The sequence below is a fragment of the Azospirillum melinis genome (assembly GCF_013340935.1).
In the GTDB taxonomy this organism is placed as follows: domain Bacteria; phylum Pseudomonadota; class Alphaproteobacteria; order Azospirillales; family Azospirillaceae; genus Azospirillum; species Azospirillum melinis.
In genome coordinates this window covers 87,416-103,415 of record NZ_WHOS01000018.1, presented here as the reverse complement: position 1 = coordinate 103,415, position 16,000 = coordinate 87,416, and the positions used below count along the sequence as shown (strand labels likewise).

Below are 16,000 nucleotides of genomic sequence, written 5' to 3'. Positions count from 1 at the left end.
CCGCGTCGCCCCCCGCTTCATCACGCCGCCTTTACCCCGTTGAGGAAGCTCTCCACCTCCTGGCGCAGGCGGGTGGATTCGCCGGTCAGATGGTCGGCGACGCTGCGGACTTCGCCGGCGGCGCGGCCGGTGTCTCCGGCGGCGCGGGTGACGCCGACGATGTTGCCGGTCACCTGCTGGGTGCCCTGGGCCGCTTCCTGGACATTGCGGCTGATTTCCTGGGTCGCGGCGCTCTGCTGTTCGACCGCCGAGGCGATGGTCGCGGAGATCTGGCTGATCTCGGTGATGATGCGGCCGATCTCGTCGATGGCGGAAACCGCCTCGCGCGTCGCGCCCTGGATGGTGGCGATCTGGCCGGTGATGTCCTCGGTCGCCTTGGCGGTCTGGTTGGCAAGGCTCTTCACCTCGCTGGCCACGACGGCAAAGCCCTTTCCGGCCTCGCCGGCGCGTGCGGCCTCGATGGTCGCGTTCAGCGCCAGAAGATTGGTCTGCGCCGCGATGTTGTTGATGAGGTCCACCACCTCGCCGATCTTCTGCGCCCCTTCGGCGAGGCCGGACACCACGCCGTTGGCGCGGTTGGCGCCGCTGACCGCCTGTTCGGCGACGCGCGTCGACTGGGCGACCTGACGGCCGATCTCGGCGATGGAGGACGACAACTCTTCCGCCGCGGCAGCGACGGTCTGGACGTTGGCGGAAGCCTGTTCGGCGGCCGACGCCACCGTGGTGCTCTGGCGGTTGGTCTCGTCGGCGGTGCTGGTCAGCGCGCCGGCCGACTGCTGCATCTGGCTCGCCGCACCCGACAGGCTCTGCACCACCGCGGTGACGTTGCCCTCGAAGGCGCGCATCAGTTCCTCCAGACGGGCGGAGCGGCGGGCCTTGGCCTCCTCCTCGGCGCGCTGGGCGGCGGAAAGGCGGTCGGCTTCGATGGCGTTGCGCTTGAAGACATCCACCGCCTCGGCCATGGCACCGACCTCGTCCCTGCGGCCGACGCCGGGCACCTCGACCGCGCGGTCACCGCCGGCCAGCCGTGCCATGGCGGCGGTCATGGCGACGATGGGCGTGGCGATGGACCCGCGCAGCACCAGCCCGGCGGCCACCGCGACCAGAAGGGAAATGAGCGCGCCGGCGATGGCGGTGAGGTAGCCGGTCGAGAAGGCGGTCTTCTGCTCCGCGTCGCGCACGATCAGCAGAGCACGCTCGGCGTCCTCGATCTGCCGGACCAGGGCGCGGATGCCGTCCATCGACGCCTTGCCCAACGCCTTCGCCTCCATCGCGCGGGCCTCCTCACGCGTATCGGCCTTGGACATCAGGGCAATTTCCTTTTCCGCCACCGTCTCGCGCCATGTGGCGGCGTGCCTGCGCAACTCCTCCAGCCGGGCCTGCTGCTGCGGGTTGTCGGCGGTTAGCGACTTCACCTCGGCCAGGGCACGCTCGAACGCCTGCGCGCCGGAGCGGTAGGGCTCGAGGAAGGCCGGATCGCCGCTGACCAGATAGCCGCGCAGACCGGTTTCCTGATCGACCATCGCCGTCATCGCCGCATCGGTGGTCTGGATCACGCGGTAGGTGTGGATCGTCCAGCCGATGGAGGACTGGATCGACGATAGAGTCGAATAGTTGGCGATGCTGATTGCGCCAATGATGACGATCAATGCAGCAAATGCCGTCAGCAGCTTTCCGCCAATGCGGAGATTGGTGAACCAGGACATCGTCTTGCCCCTTATGTAGCCGGACAGGCCTTTTGATTCGCGGGGACAGTCGCCTCGCCTTCGGAGTTGCATACGAAAGGGTGAATGCCTTACCCTATCGAATGTGAGAACTGATACGTCAACGATTTCGATTTCGATCATCGAAAATTCTACGTATGACGAAATCATCGGTCTGTTACGTAAGGCTTACGCCTCGCCAGCAAACGAAGGAATAACAACGCCCCGTTGTCTTCCCCAGGCCGCAGGCAGCCGCGGGCAGCAATGCCCCTGTATGCATGGGGCATTGTGTCGCATCGCCGTGCTGGCGATGGTGGGGCGGCTGTAAGGGAGGTGTCTCGACGCAGTTTCAGCGGCGGATCGCCGGCAAGGGAAGCGTCAGCGCCGAAGCCGCATGTCGATGTGGGGAATACCGAAATCGTCGTACGGGTCGGTGTCCCGGACGAAGCCGAAGCTGCCGTAGAAGCGTTCGAGATGTTGCTGCGCGCCGATGACCACGTCGCGGCCGGGCCAGCGCTCCGCCAGCACCGTCAGAGACTCCGCCACCAGCGCCCGCCCCAGCCCGGTGGAGCGTTGCGACGGGTCGACCGCCAGACGGCCGAAGGAAACCGGCGCGTCCGATTTCTCTTCATCCGGCCCATCTCCATCCGGGCCGAGGCAGCGGGCGCAGCCGACGATGACGCCCGCCTCGTCCAGCGCGATGAGGTGAAGCGCTCCGGGATCGCGGCCGTCGATGTCGGGGTAGGGGGAGGCCTGCTCGACCACGAACACACGGCTGCGCAGGGCCAGCATGTCGTGCAGGTCGCGCAGCGTCAGGGCATCGAAAGCGACGCGGCGGATGGGCGGCGGGGAGGTCTTCACAGGACGCTCAGGCAATCGCGTTGCGGATCATGTAGTCGGCGATGTCCTTGGGCTTCACCTTGATGTCGGTCAGCGGCTCGTCGGCGGTCATCGCCTTGGCGACCAGCAGGCTGTTCTGCACGTTGGTCAGGGTGATGCGGTACACGCCGGCCGCCCCCTTCAACCGCGGGTAATAGGTGGGATCGATCGCCTTCTCGCGCCGGCTGAGCCGGGCCAGCGCGGTTTCCTCGTCCAGCTCATCGACCGGCTTGATCTGGATCAGTTTCCAGTCGGATTCGCCACCCCAGCCGGCGGCGACCGCCGCCTTGACCGCGGCCTCATCCTCCGCGATGCCCAGCTTGTAGATGTGCTTTCCCTGTCCGACGTCGGACGCCCATTTGGTCAGGGCGGCGCTGCGCGCGACATAGACGAGGGGCATGACGAGTCGATCCTTAGTATGGGGCCTTAGCATGGGGCCTTAATACGGAGCCTGGAATGACGAGGCTTTCCGGGGAGCAGTCTATTGCAGCGACGACTGCCGCGCGATGGGCGTGATGAGGATGCGGCTGACCACGTCCTTGCCGAACATGGCGATCACCGATTCGTCGATGCGGCGGCGCAGGGCGGGGACGTTCGCGATGTTGCCGCGGACGATCCAGCCCTCATCCACGCCCTTGTAGATGGCGGTCAGGATGGCGTCGTGCAGGCGCGGGATGCTGAGCTGCACCTCGCCCAGCTTCAGGGCGTTGCCGATCTCCAGGTTCACTTCGACCTGGGTGTATTTCTCGATCCGTCCGGCATTCACCACCGGGACCATCAGCGGCTTGATCCGCACCGACGGCGGAAGGGCGCCCGGCGCCCCCTCGTTCGCAACGGCCGATGGCGCCGACGGCAGCGTCAGGAACAGGGCAAGGCCGAAGGCACACAAAAGGCGACGCATGACAGAACACCGCGAAGGACCGGACAGCGGGGATGCTATCGGTCCGACGCGGCGCTTGCAACCGGGGTCCGGCCCTTATGCAGGGCCGGGGACGATTGGTCACGGAAGACTTGAGGGATTATGGGGTCAGGCGGCTTTCTTGGCGCTTGCCGCCATCGCCTTCTTGTTGACGTCGCCGATCGCCAGCTTGTTCAGCAGCGTGTCGGTGTCCTTTTCCTCCTGCAGCGTCTCATCCAGCAGCTGGGCGACCTTGTCGAGGCCGCAGGCGGTGGCGAAGGCATGCAGCGTGCCATAGCTGGCGATCTCGTAATGCTCCACCTTCTGGGCGGCGGCGATCAAGGCGGCGTCCTGCACCTCGGGCGCCAGACCCATTTCCAGGATTTCCTGGGCTTCGCTGATCAGGCCCTCCATCGCGTCGCAATGCTTGCCGCGCGGACGGGTATCCAACTCCTCGAACACCTGCTGAAGCCGCTCGATCTGCCCATGGGTCTGTTCCAGATGGGTTTCGAACGCCTGGCGCAGTTGGTCGGAGCTGGCGGCCTTGGCCATCTTGGGCAGGGCCTTCGCGATCTGCTTCTCGGCGTGGTAAATGTCGCGAAGATCCTCGATCAGCAGATCCTGCATCGTCTTGGCGGCCATTTTGGTGGTCCTTCCTCGCAGTGGGGGTTGGCGGAGCGGGGCTCCTGCGCGCCGAATGGCTGGGTGGACAACAGCGATGGCCGCCGGGTGTTGCGGTCTCGAACGTGGACTGACCTTAGGGTAAGGAGGGCCGGGCGATGTGGAACCGGGCCAAGGGAGGGCATTGGGCATGACCGACGGTGACGTGCTGTTCGAGTTCCAGCGGGTCGGCAGCTATCTGCGGGTGACCGCCATCGATGCCAGGACCGGCGTCGAGGTGACGGTGGCCGGTCCGGCAACCGGCAGCCAGGAACTGTTGAAGCGGACGGCGATCAACAAGCTGCGCTTCGTGCAGAACAAGGGCGTCGGACCCGCCGCGCCGGTCAAGCCGGGGCCGAAGCGGGGCGGCGGACTTTATTGATCCAGCCAGAACACCCAAGAGTTGTGTGTCTGCCGTGGACTGCCCTTCTTCGCAAGATGCGAAAAGAAAACGCGCCGCCGGACGGGGCCGGGCGGCGCGTATCGAAGTCTGGCTTTTGCTGATGGTGAGCGCCGGCATGCCTCCGCCGGCGGCCCCGACGCTGGGTCGGCCCGCCGGTCGTAGAGCGAACCGCTCGACCCCGACAGTAGACCTATGCCTGCCCGTTGACACTGGCGCAGGGGGTGTAACGCTTGTAGAACCGCGCATCTCTGAACGAATGGCGCATAAGGAAAGCCCCTTTTCCTGCGCCGTTCAGCCGGTTAAGCCGGGTGTCGGCCGGGCTGTTTTCCGCGCCGGCCTTCGGGCAGAAAAATGAAACGCCAGAGGATCGAGGCCATGTTGGGTTTTAAGGCGGCGGGTTTCAGGGCGGCAGGCTTCAGGTCGCCGGGCTTCAGGATGCTGGGCGTGACGGCTTTCCTGCGCGTGTCGCTGATGTCGGCGGCATTGACGGCCACCGCTTCGGTTGCTGCCTTGCCGATCCTGGCGATCCCGCAGGCGGCGCTGGCCGCCTCGTCCCAGCCGACCCAGAAGCCGGGCCATGGCGCACAGGACCATGGCGGCCGTCAGTCCGCTCCCGGCGCTGCCGGCGCCGCTGGCGGGACGGCAAACGGTGGTCCGCCCTTGACCGCCCCGCAACCGACGACGCCGGCCGCGGGCTGCCTGAAGCCGGGCGTGCCGCTGTGCATGGACGATCAGGCGACCTTCCTCAGCGCCGACAAGATGTCGTCCTGTCAGGGCGAGGTGAAGGATTACGTCGACAAGTCGATGAGCTATCTGACCTGCCTGAACGAAGAAAATGTGTCGACCGGGCGCGAATTGAGTCGAAATGTCGACCGTTTCAACTGCCGACTGTCGGGCCGCAAGGGATGCGCCAACTGAGGCTTGCGGACCGCGTACCGCGACCGATTCGCACCTTCAACCAGTCGGATGGTTTTGCCATCGACCGGACACGCACACGGGCCGACTCCCTGGTGGATCGGCCCGTGTTGCATACGGACTTTACTCGATCAACCGGCCTTACGGCGGGTCTGGCGGCCGGAACTGCGGCCCAGGCCGATGCGCTTGGCGAATTCCGAACGCTGCGCCGCATAGTTCGGCGCGACCATCGGATAGTCGGGCGGAAGTCCCCAGCGTGCGCGATACTCGTCCGGCGACATGTTGTAGGTCGAGCGAAGGTGCCGCTTCAGCATCTTCAACTTCTTCCCGTCTTCCAGGCAGACGATGTATTCGGGCGTCACTGACTTACGAATCGGAACGGCCGGCTTCAGCGGCTCCGCCGCGACCTCACGGGGCTGACCATTCAGACCGGTCAGCGACGAGTAGACCGTATTGATCACGTCGGGGATTTGCTGAGCAGGCAACACGTTCTTGCTGACATACGCCGATACGATGTCGGCGGTCATCCGCAGCAGCGCATTGTCCGGTACATCGGCGCGAAGCTGGTCGCTCATTGCACTGTGTCCTGGTTTTTCATTTGTCCGTAGGAACCAAGTTGCATACCGTGATTTGGGTGTCAATATAATTTCGGCAAGCATCAAATTAGTTGCTCTTGTCGGCCAGAACAAAGGAACACCGCGTAAATCAGCCTTCGCTGAAAATCGTTGCGCGGTTGTGGCTGTGCCGCAGCTTTAAGGGGCGTCTAGTAGGCGCCGGCTTGCGATTTTCCCCCGGCTCCGTTGCGGCAATTGGCGGATTCCCCCGGCATATAACGAATCGGCTATCTCCCTTGTTTTGCCCCTTCGGCAACGAAGAGGTGAAAACAGAGGCCGAACTTTCGCGGTGGTAGGCGTCGGCGCCGTTCCGGCTGTGCGCCGGCCGATCGCGCGCCGGAAATCGACCGCCAGATCGACCGCCGCCGGTCGGGGTTGGGTTTAGCTATGCATCCACGTCATGGTGTGGCAGTGGCGGTTGGCACCGACATCTGGTAGGGTGCCGGCGTCTTTTGCCCGATTGCAGGCCGCTTCGCCGGCCCGGTTGCCGCCTGTGCATCCGTACTGCCCGTATCCGTTACCGACCGCACCGGAGTTTCCGCCGTCATGACCGTCCGCACCGTGGCACTCGCTTCCGATCACGCCGGCTATGAGCTGAAGGCTCAGATCGCAGGGCAGCTTGAGGGCGCCGGCTACACCGTCCTCGATCTCGGTACCGACGGTCCGGCCTCGGTCGATTACCCGGACTTCGCCGCGGCGCTGGCCGCCGCCGTCACCGACGGCCGGGCCCAGCGCGGCGTGCTGGTCTGCGGCAGCGGCATCGGCATCAGCATTGCCGCCAATCGCCATCCCGGTATCCGCGCCGCCCTGGTGCATGACGTGACTACGGCGCGCCTGTCGCGCGAGCACAACGACGCCAACGTGATCGCGCTGGGCGCCCGCATCGTCGGGCCGGAGATCGCCAAGGATTGCGTCGAGATCTTCCTGAAGACCGACTTCGAAGGTGGCGAGCGTCACAGCCGCCGCATCGCCAAGATGGGCTGAGCGCGTCTTCGCGCCGCTTTTCCTGGCCCATTATTTGGCCGTGAAGGCCCGCAACCGGGACGCGACAGAGCCCGGAAAGACCCGACGAAGGCAGGCGGGCCGCGCGCCTGTCCTGCCTGACGCCCCTTCGATGAGGAACCTCCAGCCATGACCAGCAGCAACACCGCAGAGATCGGCCGCTTCTTCGCCGCCTCGCTTGCCGAGACCGATCCCGAACTGGCCCGCGCGGTGCGCGACGAGCTGGTCCGGCAGCAGGAGCAGATCGAGCTGATCGCCTCCGAGAACATCGTCTCCCAGGCGGTGCTGGAAGCGCAGGGCTCGGTCCTGACCAACAAGTATGCCGAAGGCTATCCGGGCAAGCGTTACTACGGCGGCTGCGAATTCGTCGACGTGGCGGAGAACCTCGCCATCGAGCGTGCCTGCAAGCTGTTCGGCTGCGATTTCGCCAACGTGCAGCCGAACTCCGGTTCCCAGGCCAACCAGGCGGTCCTGCTGGCCCTGCTGCAGCCGGGCGACTGCGTGCTGGGCATGTCGCTGGCCGCCGGCGGCCACCTGACCCACGGCGCCGCCCCCAACATGTCGGGCAAGTGGTTCAAGGCCGTGCAGTACGGCGTGCGCAAGGACGACCACCTCATCGACTTCGATCAGGTCGAGGCGCTGGCCCGCGAGCACAAGCCGAAGCTGATCATCGCCGGCGGCTCCGCCTATCCGCGCGTCCTGGACTATGAGCGCTTCCGCGCCATCGCGGACGAAGTCGGCGCGATCTTCATGGTCGACATCGCCCACTATGCCGGCCTGATCGCCGGCGGCGTCTATCCGAACCCGTTCCCCTATGCCGACGTGGTCACCACCACCACCCACAAGACGCTGCGCGGCCCGCGCGGCGGCATGGTGCTGACCAACAAGGAAGACATCGCCAAGAAGATCAACTCGGCCGTCTTCCCCGGCCTGCAGGGCGGCCCGCTGATGCATGTCATCGCCGCCAAGGCGGTTGCCTTCGCCGAGGCGCTGCGTCCGGAATTCAAGACCTACGCCCAGGCGGTGGTCGACAACGCCCAAGTGCTGGCCAAGACGCTGATCGCCGGCGGGCTGGACATCGTGTCGGGCGGTACCGACAGCCACATCGTGCTGGTCGACCTGCGTCCGAAGAACCTGACTGGCAAGGCGGCGGAAGCCAGCCTCGAGCATGCCGGCATGACCTGCAACAAGAACGGCGTTCCGTTCGATCCGCAGAAGCCGATGATCACCTCCGGCGTCCGTCTGGGCAGCCCGGCGGCGACCACCCGCGGTTTCGGCACCGCCGAGTTCAAACAGGTCGGCGAGATGATCGTCGAGACGCTGGACGGTCTGGCCGCCAGCAACTCCGGTGACAACACGGCGGTCGAGGCGGCGATGCGCGAGCGTGTGCGCGGCCTGTGCCGTCAGTTCCCGATCTATCCCACGCTGTAATCGCCCACGCCGTAAAGGGGGGAATCCACCAGATGCGCTGCCCGTTCTGCGGAAACGAGGACACCCAGGTCAAGGACTCGCGCCCGACCGAAGACAACTCGGCAATCCGCCGGCGGCGCTTCTGTCCCAGTTGCAGCGCCCGCTTCACCACCTTCGAACGCGTCCAGCTGCGCGAGCTGACGGTGGTGAAGAGCAACGGCCAGCGCGAAGGTTTCGACCGCGAGAAGCTGCTGCGGTCGATGAGGATCGCGCTGCGCAAGCGCCCGATCGACGCCGACCGCATCGACCGGGTGGTGAACAGCATGGTCCGCCAGCTGGAATCCTCCGGCGAGAGCGAGATCCCGTCGAAGCAGATCGGCGAGAAGATCATGGAAGCGCTGCAGACGATGGATCAGGTGGCGTATATCCGCTACGCCTCCGTCTACAAGGACTTCCGCGAGGCTTCCGACTTCAACGAGTTCGTGGAAACTCTGGCGCCGGAAGCCTCGCCGGGACTGTAAATGCTTCGGTGCGGGGCAGGCGGTTGTCCTGCCCCGCACCGGCCCCTCACCCAAACCTTCACCCTAGCCCTCATCCCACCTGGGCCAGGATCGCCAGCAGCAGGATCGCCACGATGTTGGTGATCTTGATCATCGGGTTCACCGCCGGGCCGGCGGTGTCCTTGTAGGGGTCGCCGACGGTATCGCCGGTCACCGCCGCCTTGTGGGCGTCGGAGCCTTTGCCGCCGTGATTGCCCTCCTCGATGAACTTCTTGGCGTTGTCCCAGGCGCCGCCGCCCGACGTCATCGAAATGGCGACGAAGATGCCGGTGACGATGGTGCCCAGCAGCATGGCGCCCAGCGCCGCGAAGCCGGCCGCCCGCCCGCCGATGGCGGCGATCACCAGATAGAGGACCACCGGGGCCAGAACCGGCAGCAGCGAGGGGATGATCATCTCCTTGATTGCCGCCTTGGTCAGCATGTCCACCGCACGGCCGTAATCGGGCTTGGCGGTGCCCTCCATGATGCCGGGGATTTCGCGGAACTGGCGCCGCACCTCCACGACGACGGACCCGGCGGCGCGGCCGACGGCGGTCATGCCCATGGCCCCGAACAGATAGGGCAGCAGGCCGCCCACCAGCAGCCCGACGACGACATAGGGGTCGTTCAGCCGGAACTCGACCGGGATGTTCGGGAAGTAATGACCCAAGTCCTGGACATAGGCGGCGAAGAGAACCAGCGCCGCCAGACCGGCGGACCCGATGGCATAGCCCTTGGTCACCGCCTTGGTCGTGTTGCCGACGGCGTCCAGCGCGTCGGTGGTGACGCGGATGTTTGCGGGCATATCCGACATCTCGGCGATGCCGCCGGCATTGTCGGTGACCGGCCCATAGGCGTCGAGCGCCACCACCATGCCGGCCAGCGCCAGCATCGTCGTCGCGGCGATGCCGATGCCGAAGACGCCGGCCTGCCCGTGGGCGATCAGGATGCCGGCGCAGATGACGATCACCGGCAGGGCGGTCGATTCCATCGACACGGCAAGACCCTGGATGACGTTGGTGCCGTGCCCGGTTTCCGACGCCTTGGCGACGCTGCGCACCGGGCGGAAGGCGGTGGAGGTGTAGAATTCGGTGATCCAGACCAAGAGGCCGGTGACGCCCAGCCCGACCAGCGCCGACACCAGCAGGTTGAAGCCGGTGATCGACACGCCGTCGGTCATGGTGATGGCGCGGGTGAAGCCGAACAGGATCGCGGTGACGATCAGGATCAACACCAGCGAGATGCCGGCCGCGACGGCCAGCCCCTTGTAGAGCGCCTTCATGATGTTGTTGTCGGGGCCGAGCTTCACCGCAAAGGTTCCGGCGACCGAGGCCAGGATGCAGACGGCGCCGATCAGCAGCGGATAGACCAGCATCATCCGCAACACGCCGCCGGTAAAGAAAATCGCCGCCAACAGCATGGTGGCGACGATGGTGACGGCGTAGGTTTCGAACAGGTCGGCGGCCATCCCGGCACAGTCGCCGACATTGTCGCCGACATTGTCGGCGATGACCGCCGGGTTGCGCGGGTCGTCCTCCGGGATGCCTGCCTCCACCTTGCCGACGAGATCGGCGCCGACGTCGGCGCCCTTGGTGAAGATGCCGCCGCCCAACCGGGCGAAGATCGAGATCAGCGAGGCGCCGAAGCTGAGCGCCACCAGCGCCTCCAGCACGGTGCGGACCTCGACGGGATCGCTGACATGGTAAACCAGCGTCAGGACGCCGAAATAGCCGCCGACGCCCAGCAACCCGAGCCCGACCACCAGCATGCCGGTGATCGCCCCCGACTTGAAGGCGATGTCGAGCGCCGGTGCCAGGCCGCGGGTGGCGGCTTCCGCCGTGCGGACGTTGGCGCGGACCGAGACATTCATGCCGACATAGCCGGCGCTGCCCGACAGCACGGCGCCGATCAGGAAGCCAAAGGCCACCGGAAAGCCCAGCGTCACCCACAGGATGACCAGCAGGACGGCGCCGGCGATGGCGATGGTGGTGTATTGGCGGTTCAGATAGGCGCGCGCCCCTTCCTGCACCGCGGCGGCGATGGCCTGCATCCGTTCGGACCCAGGCGACGCGGCCATGACTTCTTTTCCGGTACGAAAACCGTAGGCCAGCGCGAGCAGGCCGGCGGCGATGATGACGATGAACGCTAGAGCCATCGCATCCCCCGATTGATTTTAAGGTCGCGCCCCGGAAAGGCTGGTCCCACCACAGTGGTCAAGTGGGGGAGAAGTCGGGCGCAAGTATTATCGGGAAAAGCATGCGCCCGGTGCGGCCGCTTTGCAACCGCCGCACGGGGCGGCGCGACGCGGCGAAATGGCCGGGGGTACCCCTGGCCTTTATGGGTAGTGTCGGGATAACGCACCGCAAAATGGGTGCAAATTGCGGGTGCTGCGGGCGGCGGTCAGAGATTGCGCTGCGTAACCGCCTGGACCAGCACGTCATAGACCGCGTCCTTGCCAACGACTTTGCCGGCGGCCTCCACCAACTTGACCTTTACGGCAGGAATATTGACCAAAGCCCCGTTCAGGATCGATTTGTCGGCGATGCCGCCATAGAGCGCGGTCAGGAAGGCATCGGTCAGGCGCGGTTGGTTGGCCTGGACCATCGGCTGCTTTTCCAGAAGCACTTCCACCGCGACCACGACGGTCACGAACTGCTCGACCCGGGTCGGGCCGATCATCGGCACCACCAGCGGGGCCAGGCGGACGAAGGCGGTCGGCGGCTTGGGTGGCGGCTCCACCTTCTTCGGCGGTGCGTCGGGATGTTCGGTGAAGTATTTCTGATAGACGAACCATCCGCCGAAGCTGGCGCCGCCCAGCAACACGATGCCGAGAACGAGGACGATCAGAGCCTTGACCACGGCAACACACCTTACGCAAACGGCGAATCGCCGAACCCTGCGCCGCGGATGCTTTCGATTGTCTTAAATGCCGGGCGTCGGGACCGGACGGTCAGAAATGGTCCCAGCCGCGCCGGGTCAGCGGCAAGGGCCCGCCGGCACCGTCCAGCACCGCGACCTCGCCGGGCGTGCCGGGGCGGAGTTCGCCGATCTCGGTGATCGCGACCCCGCATTCGGCGGCCAGGGTCGCCAGCGCGTCACCGGCCGACGGCGGGGCGGTGAACAGAAGCTCGTAATCGTCGCCGCCGGTGATGGCGAGAGCGAGCCTCACCGGATCGCCGTCGATGGCGCCGCGGGCGGCCTCCGACAGCGGGACCGCATCAACGTGGAGCAGGGCGGCGCAGCCGGATTCCTCGCAGAGATGGCCGAGGTCGGCGACCAGCCCGTCCGACACATCCATCGCACCGCTGGCCAGACCGATCAGCCGCGGCCCGATACCCATGCGCGGGTCGGGCCGGCGCATGCGGCGCAGCAGATGGGCACGGGTGTCCTGATCCGGGATGTCGAGACGGCCATAGGCGACTTCGAGCCCGAGCGCGGCATCGCCGATGCTGCCGGTGACGAAGACGCGGTCGCCCGGCTGCCCACCCCAGCGCGGCAGGGCGCGGCCGGTGGGGACCAGTCCGAAGGCGGTGACCGACAGGGTGATGGGGCCGCTGGTGGAGACCGAATCGCCGCCGGCCAGCGCAATGCCGAACTGTCGCTGCTCCTCGCCCAGCCCGGCGGCGAAGCCCTCCAGCCAGGACTCGTCCAGGCCGCGGGGCAGGGCAGTCACCAGCGTGTAGGCCAGCGGCTCCGCCCCCATGGCGGCGAGGTCGGACAGGTTGCTGCGCATCAGCTTGGCGGCGATGTCGGCCGGCGCATCGTCGGGGAAGAAATGCACCCCGGCGACCATGGCATCGGTGGTGACGACCAGTTCCCGCCCGTCCGGCACGCCGAACACGGCGGCATCGTCCCGCAGGCCGCGGGCACCGGGAAAACCGGCGGCCAGCGGCTTGAAGAAGCGGGTGATGCGGCCGAACTCGCCGAGGGTGGGACTGGTCATTGAGGAGCGCCTTCACGTTCCCTCTCCCGCTCCGGGAGAGGGAAGGGGCCCAAGCGGAGCTTGGGAAGGGTGAGGGGTTTCGCAAGGATCAAAGGGGATCCATGTCCGGATCGCCCCTCCCCCTCCCGCCTTCGGCGGGTCTCTCCCTCTCCCGGGGCGGGAGAGGGTCTCTCCTTACTCCTCGGCCGCGCTGCGGCCGGGATCGGGCTTGGCGAGATCGTCGGCGCGCAGCGCGCGGGCGACATGGTCGAGCACGCCGTTCACCATCGCCGGCTCGCGGCCGGAGAAGAAGGCGCGGGCGACGTCGACATACTCGCTGATGAGGATGCGCGGGTGGGTGTCCATATGCACCGCGATCTCATAGGCGCCGGCGCGCAGGATGGCGCGCAGCAGCAGCTCCAGCCGGTCGAGCGGGAAGCGCGGGTCGAGGGCGGCGCCCAGCACCCCGTCGACCTCGGCCCGGCGGTGGATCGCGCCGCGGACGATGTCGGCGAACAGCTGCGGATCGCCGGAGACGAACTTGTCGCCGTCGATCTCCTCGCCAAGCCGGTGGGCGACGAACTCGCCGACGACATTCTCGACCGGGGCCTGGGCCAGATCGATCTGGTACAGCGCCTGGGCCGCGGCCAGGCGGGCGGCCTTGCGGCGCGCCTTGGCGGAGCCGCCGCCGGTCTTGTTCTTGCGGGACTTGGACTTGCCGCCCTTCGGTTGACCGGAGGCGCGTTCGGGTGTCACGGGGCTGCCCGCGTCGTCGTTGCTCATGATCTGCAGTCGCTAAAAGAGAGGAGATGTCGGGGTCAGCGCGGATAGAGGCGGAATTTGCGCTTCAGGTCAATCATGTCAAGACAGGCCCGCGCGGCGCGCCCGCCGGTATTGACCGATCCGACATTGGCCCGCGCCCAGGCCTGCTCGCGGTTTTCCACCGTCAGGATGCCGTTTCCGACCGCCAGACTGTAGCGCAGGGCCAGATCCTGCAGGCCGCGGGCGCTTTCGGCACAGATCGTGTCGTACCGCGTCGTCTCGCCCCGGATCACGCAGCCGAGCGCGACATAGCCGTCGAAACGCTTGCGGGCGGTGAAGAAATCCATGGAGCGGATGGCGTACATGATCGCCGCCGGAAGTTCCAGACAGCCGGGCACGCCATAGCGGATGTGCGTGGCCCCGGCGCGGTCCAGTTCCGCGACGGCGCCACGCGCCAGCTCATCGGCGATGTCCTCGTGGACGCGGGCGTCCACGACCATGATGTGGGGCGTGTCGGTCATCCGGCGGAGACCTGTCCCTTCTCAGTCCTCGCCGGGGTCGGCGGCACCCGGATTGATGGCGCGGTGCCCGACCACGGTCAGGCCGTAGCCCTCCAGCCCGATGATCGGCTTCTTGCGGTTGGAGATCAGGGTCATCTTGCGCACGCCCAGATCCAGCAGGATCTGCGCGCCGATGCCGTAGTCGCGCAGTTCCGGAACGCTGCCGGCCTGACCCTCCAGCCGCGCCTTCAGCACGGTGGAAAGGCCGTTCGGGTTCGGCTCGCGCAGCAGCACGACGACGCCGCGGCCTTCCTTGGCGATCAGCTCCATCGAGGCATGCAGGTCGTTGTCGCGGCCGGAGTTGCGGTCGCCCAGCACGTCGTCCAGCACCGATTGGGCATGCATGCGCACCAGCACCGGCTCGTCGCCGGAGATGTCGCCGCGCACCAGCGCGATGTGCTCGGCATACTGGATCTTGTTGATGTAGACGTAGGACTGGAAGCGCCCGCCATAGCGGCTGTCGAGATTGCCGGCCAGAACCTGCTCGACGATGGTCTCGGTGCGGCGGCGATAGGCGATCAGGTCGGCGATGGTGCCGACCTTCAGCCCGTGGAACTGGGCGAACTGCACCAGATCCGGCAGGCGGGCCATGGAGCCATCGTCGTTCATGATCTCGCAGATCACGGCGGACGAGGAATGGCCGGACAGCCGGGCGATGTCAACAGAGGCCTCGGTATGGCCGGCGCGGACCAGCACGCCGCCGTCACGCGCCAGCAGCGGGAAGATGTGGCCGGGGGTGGCGAGGTCGTGCGGACCGGACGTCGGGTCGATTGCGACGGCGATGGTGCGGGCACGATCGGCGGCGGAGATGCCGGTGGTCACGCCTTCGCGCGCCTCGATGGAGACGGTGAAGGCGGTCTGGTGGCGCGACGCGTTCTGCTGCGCCATCAGCGGCAGTCGCAGCCGTTCGATGTTCGGCCGGTCCATGGTCAGGCAGATCAGGCCGCGCCCGTGCTTGGCCATGAAGTTCACCGCGTCCGGCGTGGCGCAGGAGGCGGGGATCACCAGATCGCCCTCGTTCTCCCGGTCCTCGTCGTCGACCAGGATGAACATCCTGCCCTGACGCGCCTCTTCGATGATCTCTTCGGCCGTCGACAGGTAGTGGTGAAACTCGGACGTCATTCCTGCCCCGCGAGCCGGGCGACATAGCGCGCCAGCATATCGATTTCGAGATTGACCGCATCGCCCTCCGTCAGCCCGCCGAACGTGGTGGCGGTCTGGGTGTGGGGGATGATGTTGACGCCGAAGCGGTTGCCCTCGACCTCGTTGACGGTCAGCGACACGCCGTCGATGGCGACCGAGCCCTTGGGCGCGATGTATTTGGCGAGAGTTGCCGGTGCCTCGAAGGTCAGGCGCAGCGATTCGCCTTCGGGGCGGATCGACAGCAGACGGCCGACGCCGTCGACATGGCCGGACACGATGTGGCCGCCCAGCTCGTCGCCGACCTTCAGGGCGCGCTCCAGGTTGACGCGCGTGCCGGCCTCCCAGCCGCCGAGCGTCGTCTTCGACAGGGTTTCCCCCGAAGCCTGGATGACGTAGGCCCCCGGTCCCTTTTCGATGACCGTCAGGCAGACGCCGTTGTGGGCGATGGACGCCCCGATCGCGATCGTCTCCGTGTCGAAGGCGGTCTCGATGGTGAACCGGGTGTCGCCCTGCCGCTCCACGGCCCGGACGCGCCCGACATCGGTGATGATTCCGGTGAACATGCGGGGGAATTTAGCAGGTTTCGCGGC

Annotated in this window: 18 protein-coding genes; 5 read left to right on the top strand and 13 right to left on the bottom strand. The window is 66.6% G+C overall.

The annotated features are described in order from the left end of the window. Positions 1–20: 20 nt before the first annotated feature. The 5 genes from GBZ48_RS15850 to GBZ48_RS15830 all read right to left on the bottom strand — a co-directional run bounded on the left by GBZ48_RS15850 (position 21) and on the right by GBZ48_RS15830 (position 4,122). A complete protein-coding gene (locus tag GBZ48_RS15850; protein ID WP_174471892.1) occupies positions 21–1,706 on the bottom strand; it encodes a methyl-accepting chemotaxis protein in 1,686 nt (561 codons plus the stop codon). A gap of 375 nt (positions 1,707–2,081) precedes the next feature. Then, the gene (locus GBZ48_RS15845; protein WP_343049558.1) at positions 2,082–2,564 is read right to left on the bottom strand and encodes a GNAT family N-acetyltransferase; all 483 of its coding nucleotides are present in this window, start codon (positions 2,562–2,564) and stop codon (positions 2,082–2,084) included. Positions 2,565–2,571: 7 nt separating this feature from the next. Then, on the bottom strand, positions 2,572–2,982 hold the full coding sequence (locus GBZ48_RS15840; RefSeq protein WP_174471891.1) for a hypothetical protein: 411 nt from the start codon (positions 2,980–2,982) through the stop codon (positions 2,572–2,574). An 81-nt stretch (positions 2,983–3,063) separates the two neighbouring features. Beyond that, the gene (locus GBZ48_RS15835; protein ID WP_098740218.1) at positions 3,064–3,483 is read right to left on the bottom strand and encodes a hypothetical protein; all 420 of its coding nucleotides are present in this window, start codon (positions 3,481–3,483) and stop codon (positions 3,064–3,066) included. 126 nt (positions 3,484–3,609) lie between these two features. After that, positions 3,610–4,122 (bottom strand): YciE/YciF ferroxidase family protein, encoded by a 513-nt coding sequence (locus GBZ48_RS15830; RefSeq protein ID WP_174471890.1) that lies wholly within the window; start codon positions 4,120–4,122, stop codon positions 3,610–3,612. A gap of 169 nt (positions 4,123–4,291) precedes the next feature. On the opposite strand from GBZ48_RS15830, the gene GBZ48_RS15825 reads away from it, so the two are divergent. Beyond that, positions 4,292–4,522, top strand: coding sequence for a DUF6898 family protein (locus GBZ48_RS15825; RefSeq protein ID WP_174471889.1), 231 nt, complete (start codon positions 4,292–4,294; stop codon positions 4,520–4,522). Positions 4,523–4,978: 456 nt separating this feature from the next. After that, positions 4,979–5,461 carry a hypothetical protein gene (locus tag GBZ48_RS15820; RefSeq protein WP_174471913.1) on the top strand — a complete coding sequence of 161 codons (483 nt, stop codon included), beginning with the start codon at positions 4,979–4,981 and terminating at the stop codon, positions 5,459–5,461. Positions 5,462–5,589: 128 nt separating this feature from the next. Here GBZ48_RS15820 and GBZ48_RS15815 read toward each other — a convergent pair whose 3' ends face one another. Further along, on the bottom strand, positions 5,590–6,033 hold the full coding sequence (locus GBZ48_RS15815; RefSeq protein ID WP_014247241.1) for a Ros/MucR family transcriptional regulator: 444 nt from the start codon (positions 6,031–6,033) through the stop codon (positions 5,590–5,592). 585 nt (positions 6,034–6,618) lie between these two features. Between GBZ48_RS15815 and rpiB the strand changes: the two genes are divergently transcribed. From rpiB to nrdR, 3 genes are all read left to right on the top strand, one after another. Next, the gene (rpiB, locus tag GBZ48_RS15810) at positions 6,619–7,056 is read left to right on the top strand and encodes a ribose 5-phosphate isomerase B (protein ID WP_174471888.1); all 438 of its coding nucleotides are present in this window, start codon (positions 6,619–6,621) and stop codon (positions 7,054–7,056) included. 147 nt (positions 7,057–7,203) lie between these two features. After that, a complete protein-coding gene (gene glyA / locus GBZ48_RS15805) occupies positions 7,204–8,505 on the top strand; it encodes a serine hydroxymethyltransferase (protein WP_098740214.1) in 1,302 nt (433 codons plus the stop codon). A 32-nt stretch (positions 8,506–8,537) separates the two neighbouring features. Beyond that, complete coding sequence (gene nrdR, locus GBZ48_RS15800) at positions 8,538–9,005, top strand: transcriptional regulator NrdR (RefSeq protein WP_098740213.1); 468 nt, start codon at positions 8,538–8,540, stop codon at positions 9,003–9,005. A 70-nt stretch (positions 9,006–9,075) separates the two neighbouring features. Here the strand turns inward: nrdR and GBZ48_RS15795 are convergent, their stop codons facing one another. From GBZ48_RS15795 to GBZ48_RS15765, 7 genes are all read right to left on the bottom strand, one after another. Then, a complete protein-coding gene (locus tag GBZ48_RS15795) occupies positions 9,076–11,178 on the bottom strand; it encodes a sodium-translocating pyrophosphatase (protein WP_174471887.1) in 2,103 nt (700 codons plus the stop codon). A gap of 245 nt (positions 11,179–11,423) precedes the next feature. Further along, positions 11,424–11,882 carry a hypothetical protein gene (locus GBZ48_RS15790; protein ID WP_174471886.1) on the bottom strand — a complete coding sequence of 153 codons (459 nt, stop codon included), beginning with the start codon at positions 11,880–11,882 and terminating at the stop codon, positions 11,424–11,426. 91 nt (positions 11,883–11,973) lie between these two features. Next, positions 11,974–12,966, bottom strand: a complete 993-nt coding sequence (gene thiL / locus GBZ48_RS15785) for a thiamine-phosphate kinase (protein WP_174471885.1) — start codon at positions 12,964–12,966, stop codon at positions 11,974–11,976. A 174-nt stretch (positions 12,967–13,140) separates the two neighbouring features. After that, positions 13,141–13,728, bottom strand: a complete 588-nt coding sequence (nusB, locus tag GBZ48_RS15780; protein ID WP_174471884.1) for a transcription antitermination factor NusB — start codon at positions 13,726–13,728, stop codon at positions 13,141–13,143. A 35-nt stretch (positions 13,729–13,763) separates the two neighbouring features. Then, on the bottom strand, positions 13,764–14,228 hold the full coding sequence (gene ribH / locus GBZ48_RS15775) for a 6,7-dimethyl-8-ribityllumazine synthase (protein ID WP_098740208.1): 465 nt from the start codon (positions 14,226–14,228) through the stop codon (positions 13,764–13,766). A 21-nt stretch (positions 14,229–14,249) separates the two neighbouring features. After that, on the bottom strand, positions 14,250–15,389 hold the full coding sequence (ribB, locus tag GBZ48_RS15770) for a 3,4-dihydroxy-2-butanone-4-phosphate synthase (protein WP_174471883.1): 1,140 nt from the start codon (positions 15,387–15,389) through the stop codon (positions 14,250–14,252). Continuing rightward, a complete protein-coding gene (locus GBZ48_RS15765; RefSeq protein ID WP_098740206.1) occupies positions 15,386–15,973 on the bottom strand; it encodes a riboflavin synthase in 588 nt (195 codons plus the stop codon). The genes ribB and GBZ48_RS15765 overlap by 4 nt, the downstream gene beginning before the upstream one ends. Positions 15,974–16,000 lie beyond the last annotated feature (27 nt).

Bases quoted from the DNA above. Each gene is read 5' to 3' on its own strand.
- GBZ48_RS15850 (WP_174471892.1), bottom strand. From the start codon at position 1,706: ATGTCCTGGTTCACCAATCTCCGCATTGGCGGAAAGCTGCTGACGGCA.
- GBZ48_RS15840 (WP_174471891.1), bottom strand. From the start codon at position 2,982: ATGCCCCTCGTCTATGTCGCGCGCAGCGCCGCCCTGACCAAATGGGCG.
- GBZ48_RS15835 (WP_098740218.1), bottom strand. From the start codon at position 3,483: ATGCGTCGCCTTTTGTGTGCCTTCGGCCTTGCCCTGTTCCTGACGCTG.
- GBZ48_RS15830 (WP_174471890.1), bottom strand. From the start codon at position 4,122: ATGGCCGCCAAGACGATGCAGGATCTGCTGATCGAGGATCTTCGCGAC.
- GBZ48_RS15825 (WP_174471889.1), top strand. From the start codon at position 4,292: ATGACCGACGGTGACGTGCTGTTCGAGTTCCAGCGGGTCGGCAGCTAT.
- GBZ48_RS15820 (WP_174471913.1), top strand. From the start codon at position 4,979: ATGCTGGGCGTGACGGCTTTCCTGCGCGTGTCGCTGATGTCGGCGGCA.
- GBZ48_RS15815 (WP_014247241.1), bottom strand. From the start codon at position 6,033: ATGAGCGACCAGCTTCGCGCCGATGTACCGGACAATGCGCTGCTGCGG.
- rpiB (WP_174471888.1), top strand. From the start codon at position 6,619: ATGACCGTCCGCACCGTGGCACTCGCTTCCGATCACGCCGGCTATGAG.
- glyA (WP_098740214.1), top strand. From the start codon at position 7,204: ATGACCAGCAGCAACACCGCAGAGATCGGCCGCTTCTTCGCCGCCTCG.
- nrdR (WP_098740213.1), top strand. From the start codon at position 8,538: ATGCGCTGCCCGTTCTGCGGAAACGAGGACACCCAGGTCAAGGACTCG.
- GBZ48_RS15795 (WP_174471887.1), bottom strand. From the start codon at position 11,178: ATGGCTCTAGCGTTCATCGTCATCATCGCCGCCGGCCTGCTCGCGCTG.
- thiL (WP_174471885.1), bottom strand. From the start codon at position 12,966: ATGACCAGTCCCACCCTCGGCGAGTTCGGCCGCATCACCCGCTTCTTC.
- nusB (WP_174471884.1), bottom strand. From the start codon at position 13,728: ATGAGCAACGACGACGCGGGCAGCCCCGTGACACCCGAACGCGCCTCC.
- ribH (WP_098740208.1), bottom strand. From the start codon at position 14,228: ATGACCGACACGCCCCACATCATGGTCGTGGACGCCCGCGTCCACGAG.
- ribB (WP_174471883.1), bottom strand. From the start codon at position 15,389: ATGACGTCCGAGTTTCACCACTACCTGTCGACGGCCGAAGAGATCATC.
- GBZ48_RS15765 (WP_098740206.1), bottom strand. From the start codon at position 15,973: ATGTTCACCGGAATCATCACCGATGTCGGGCGCGTCCGGGCCGTGGAG.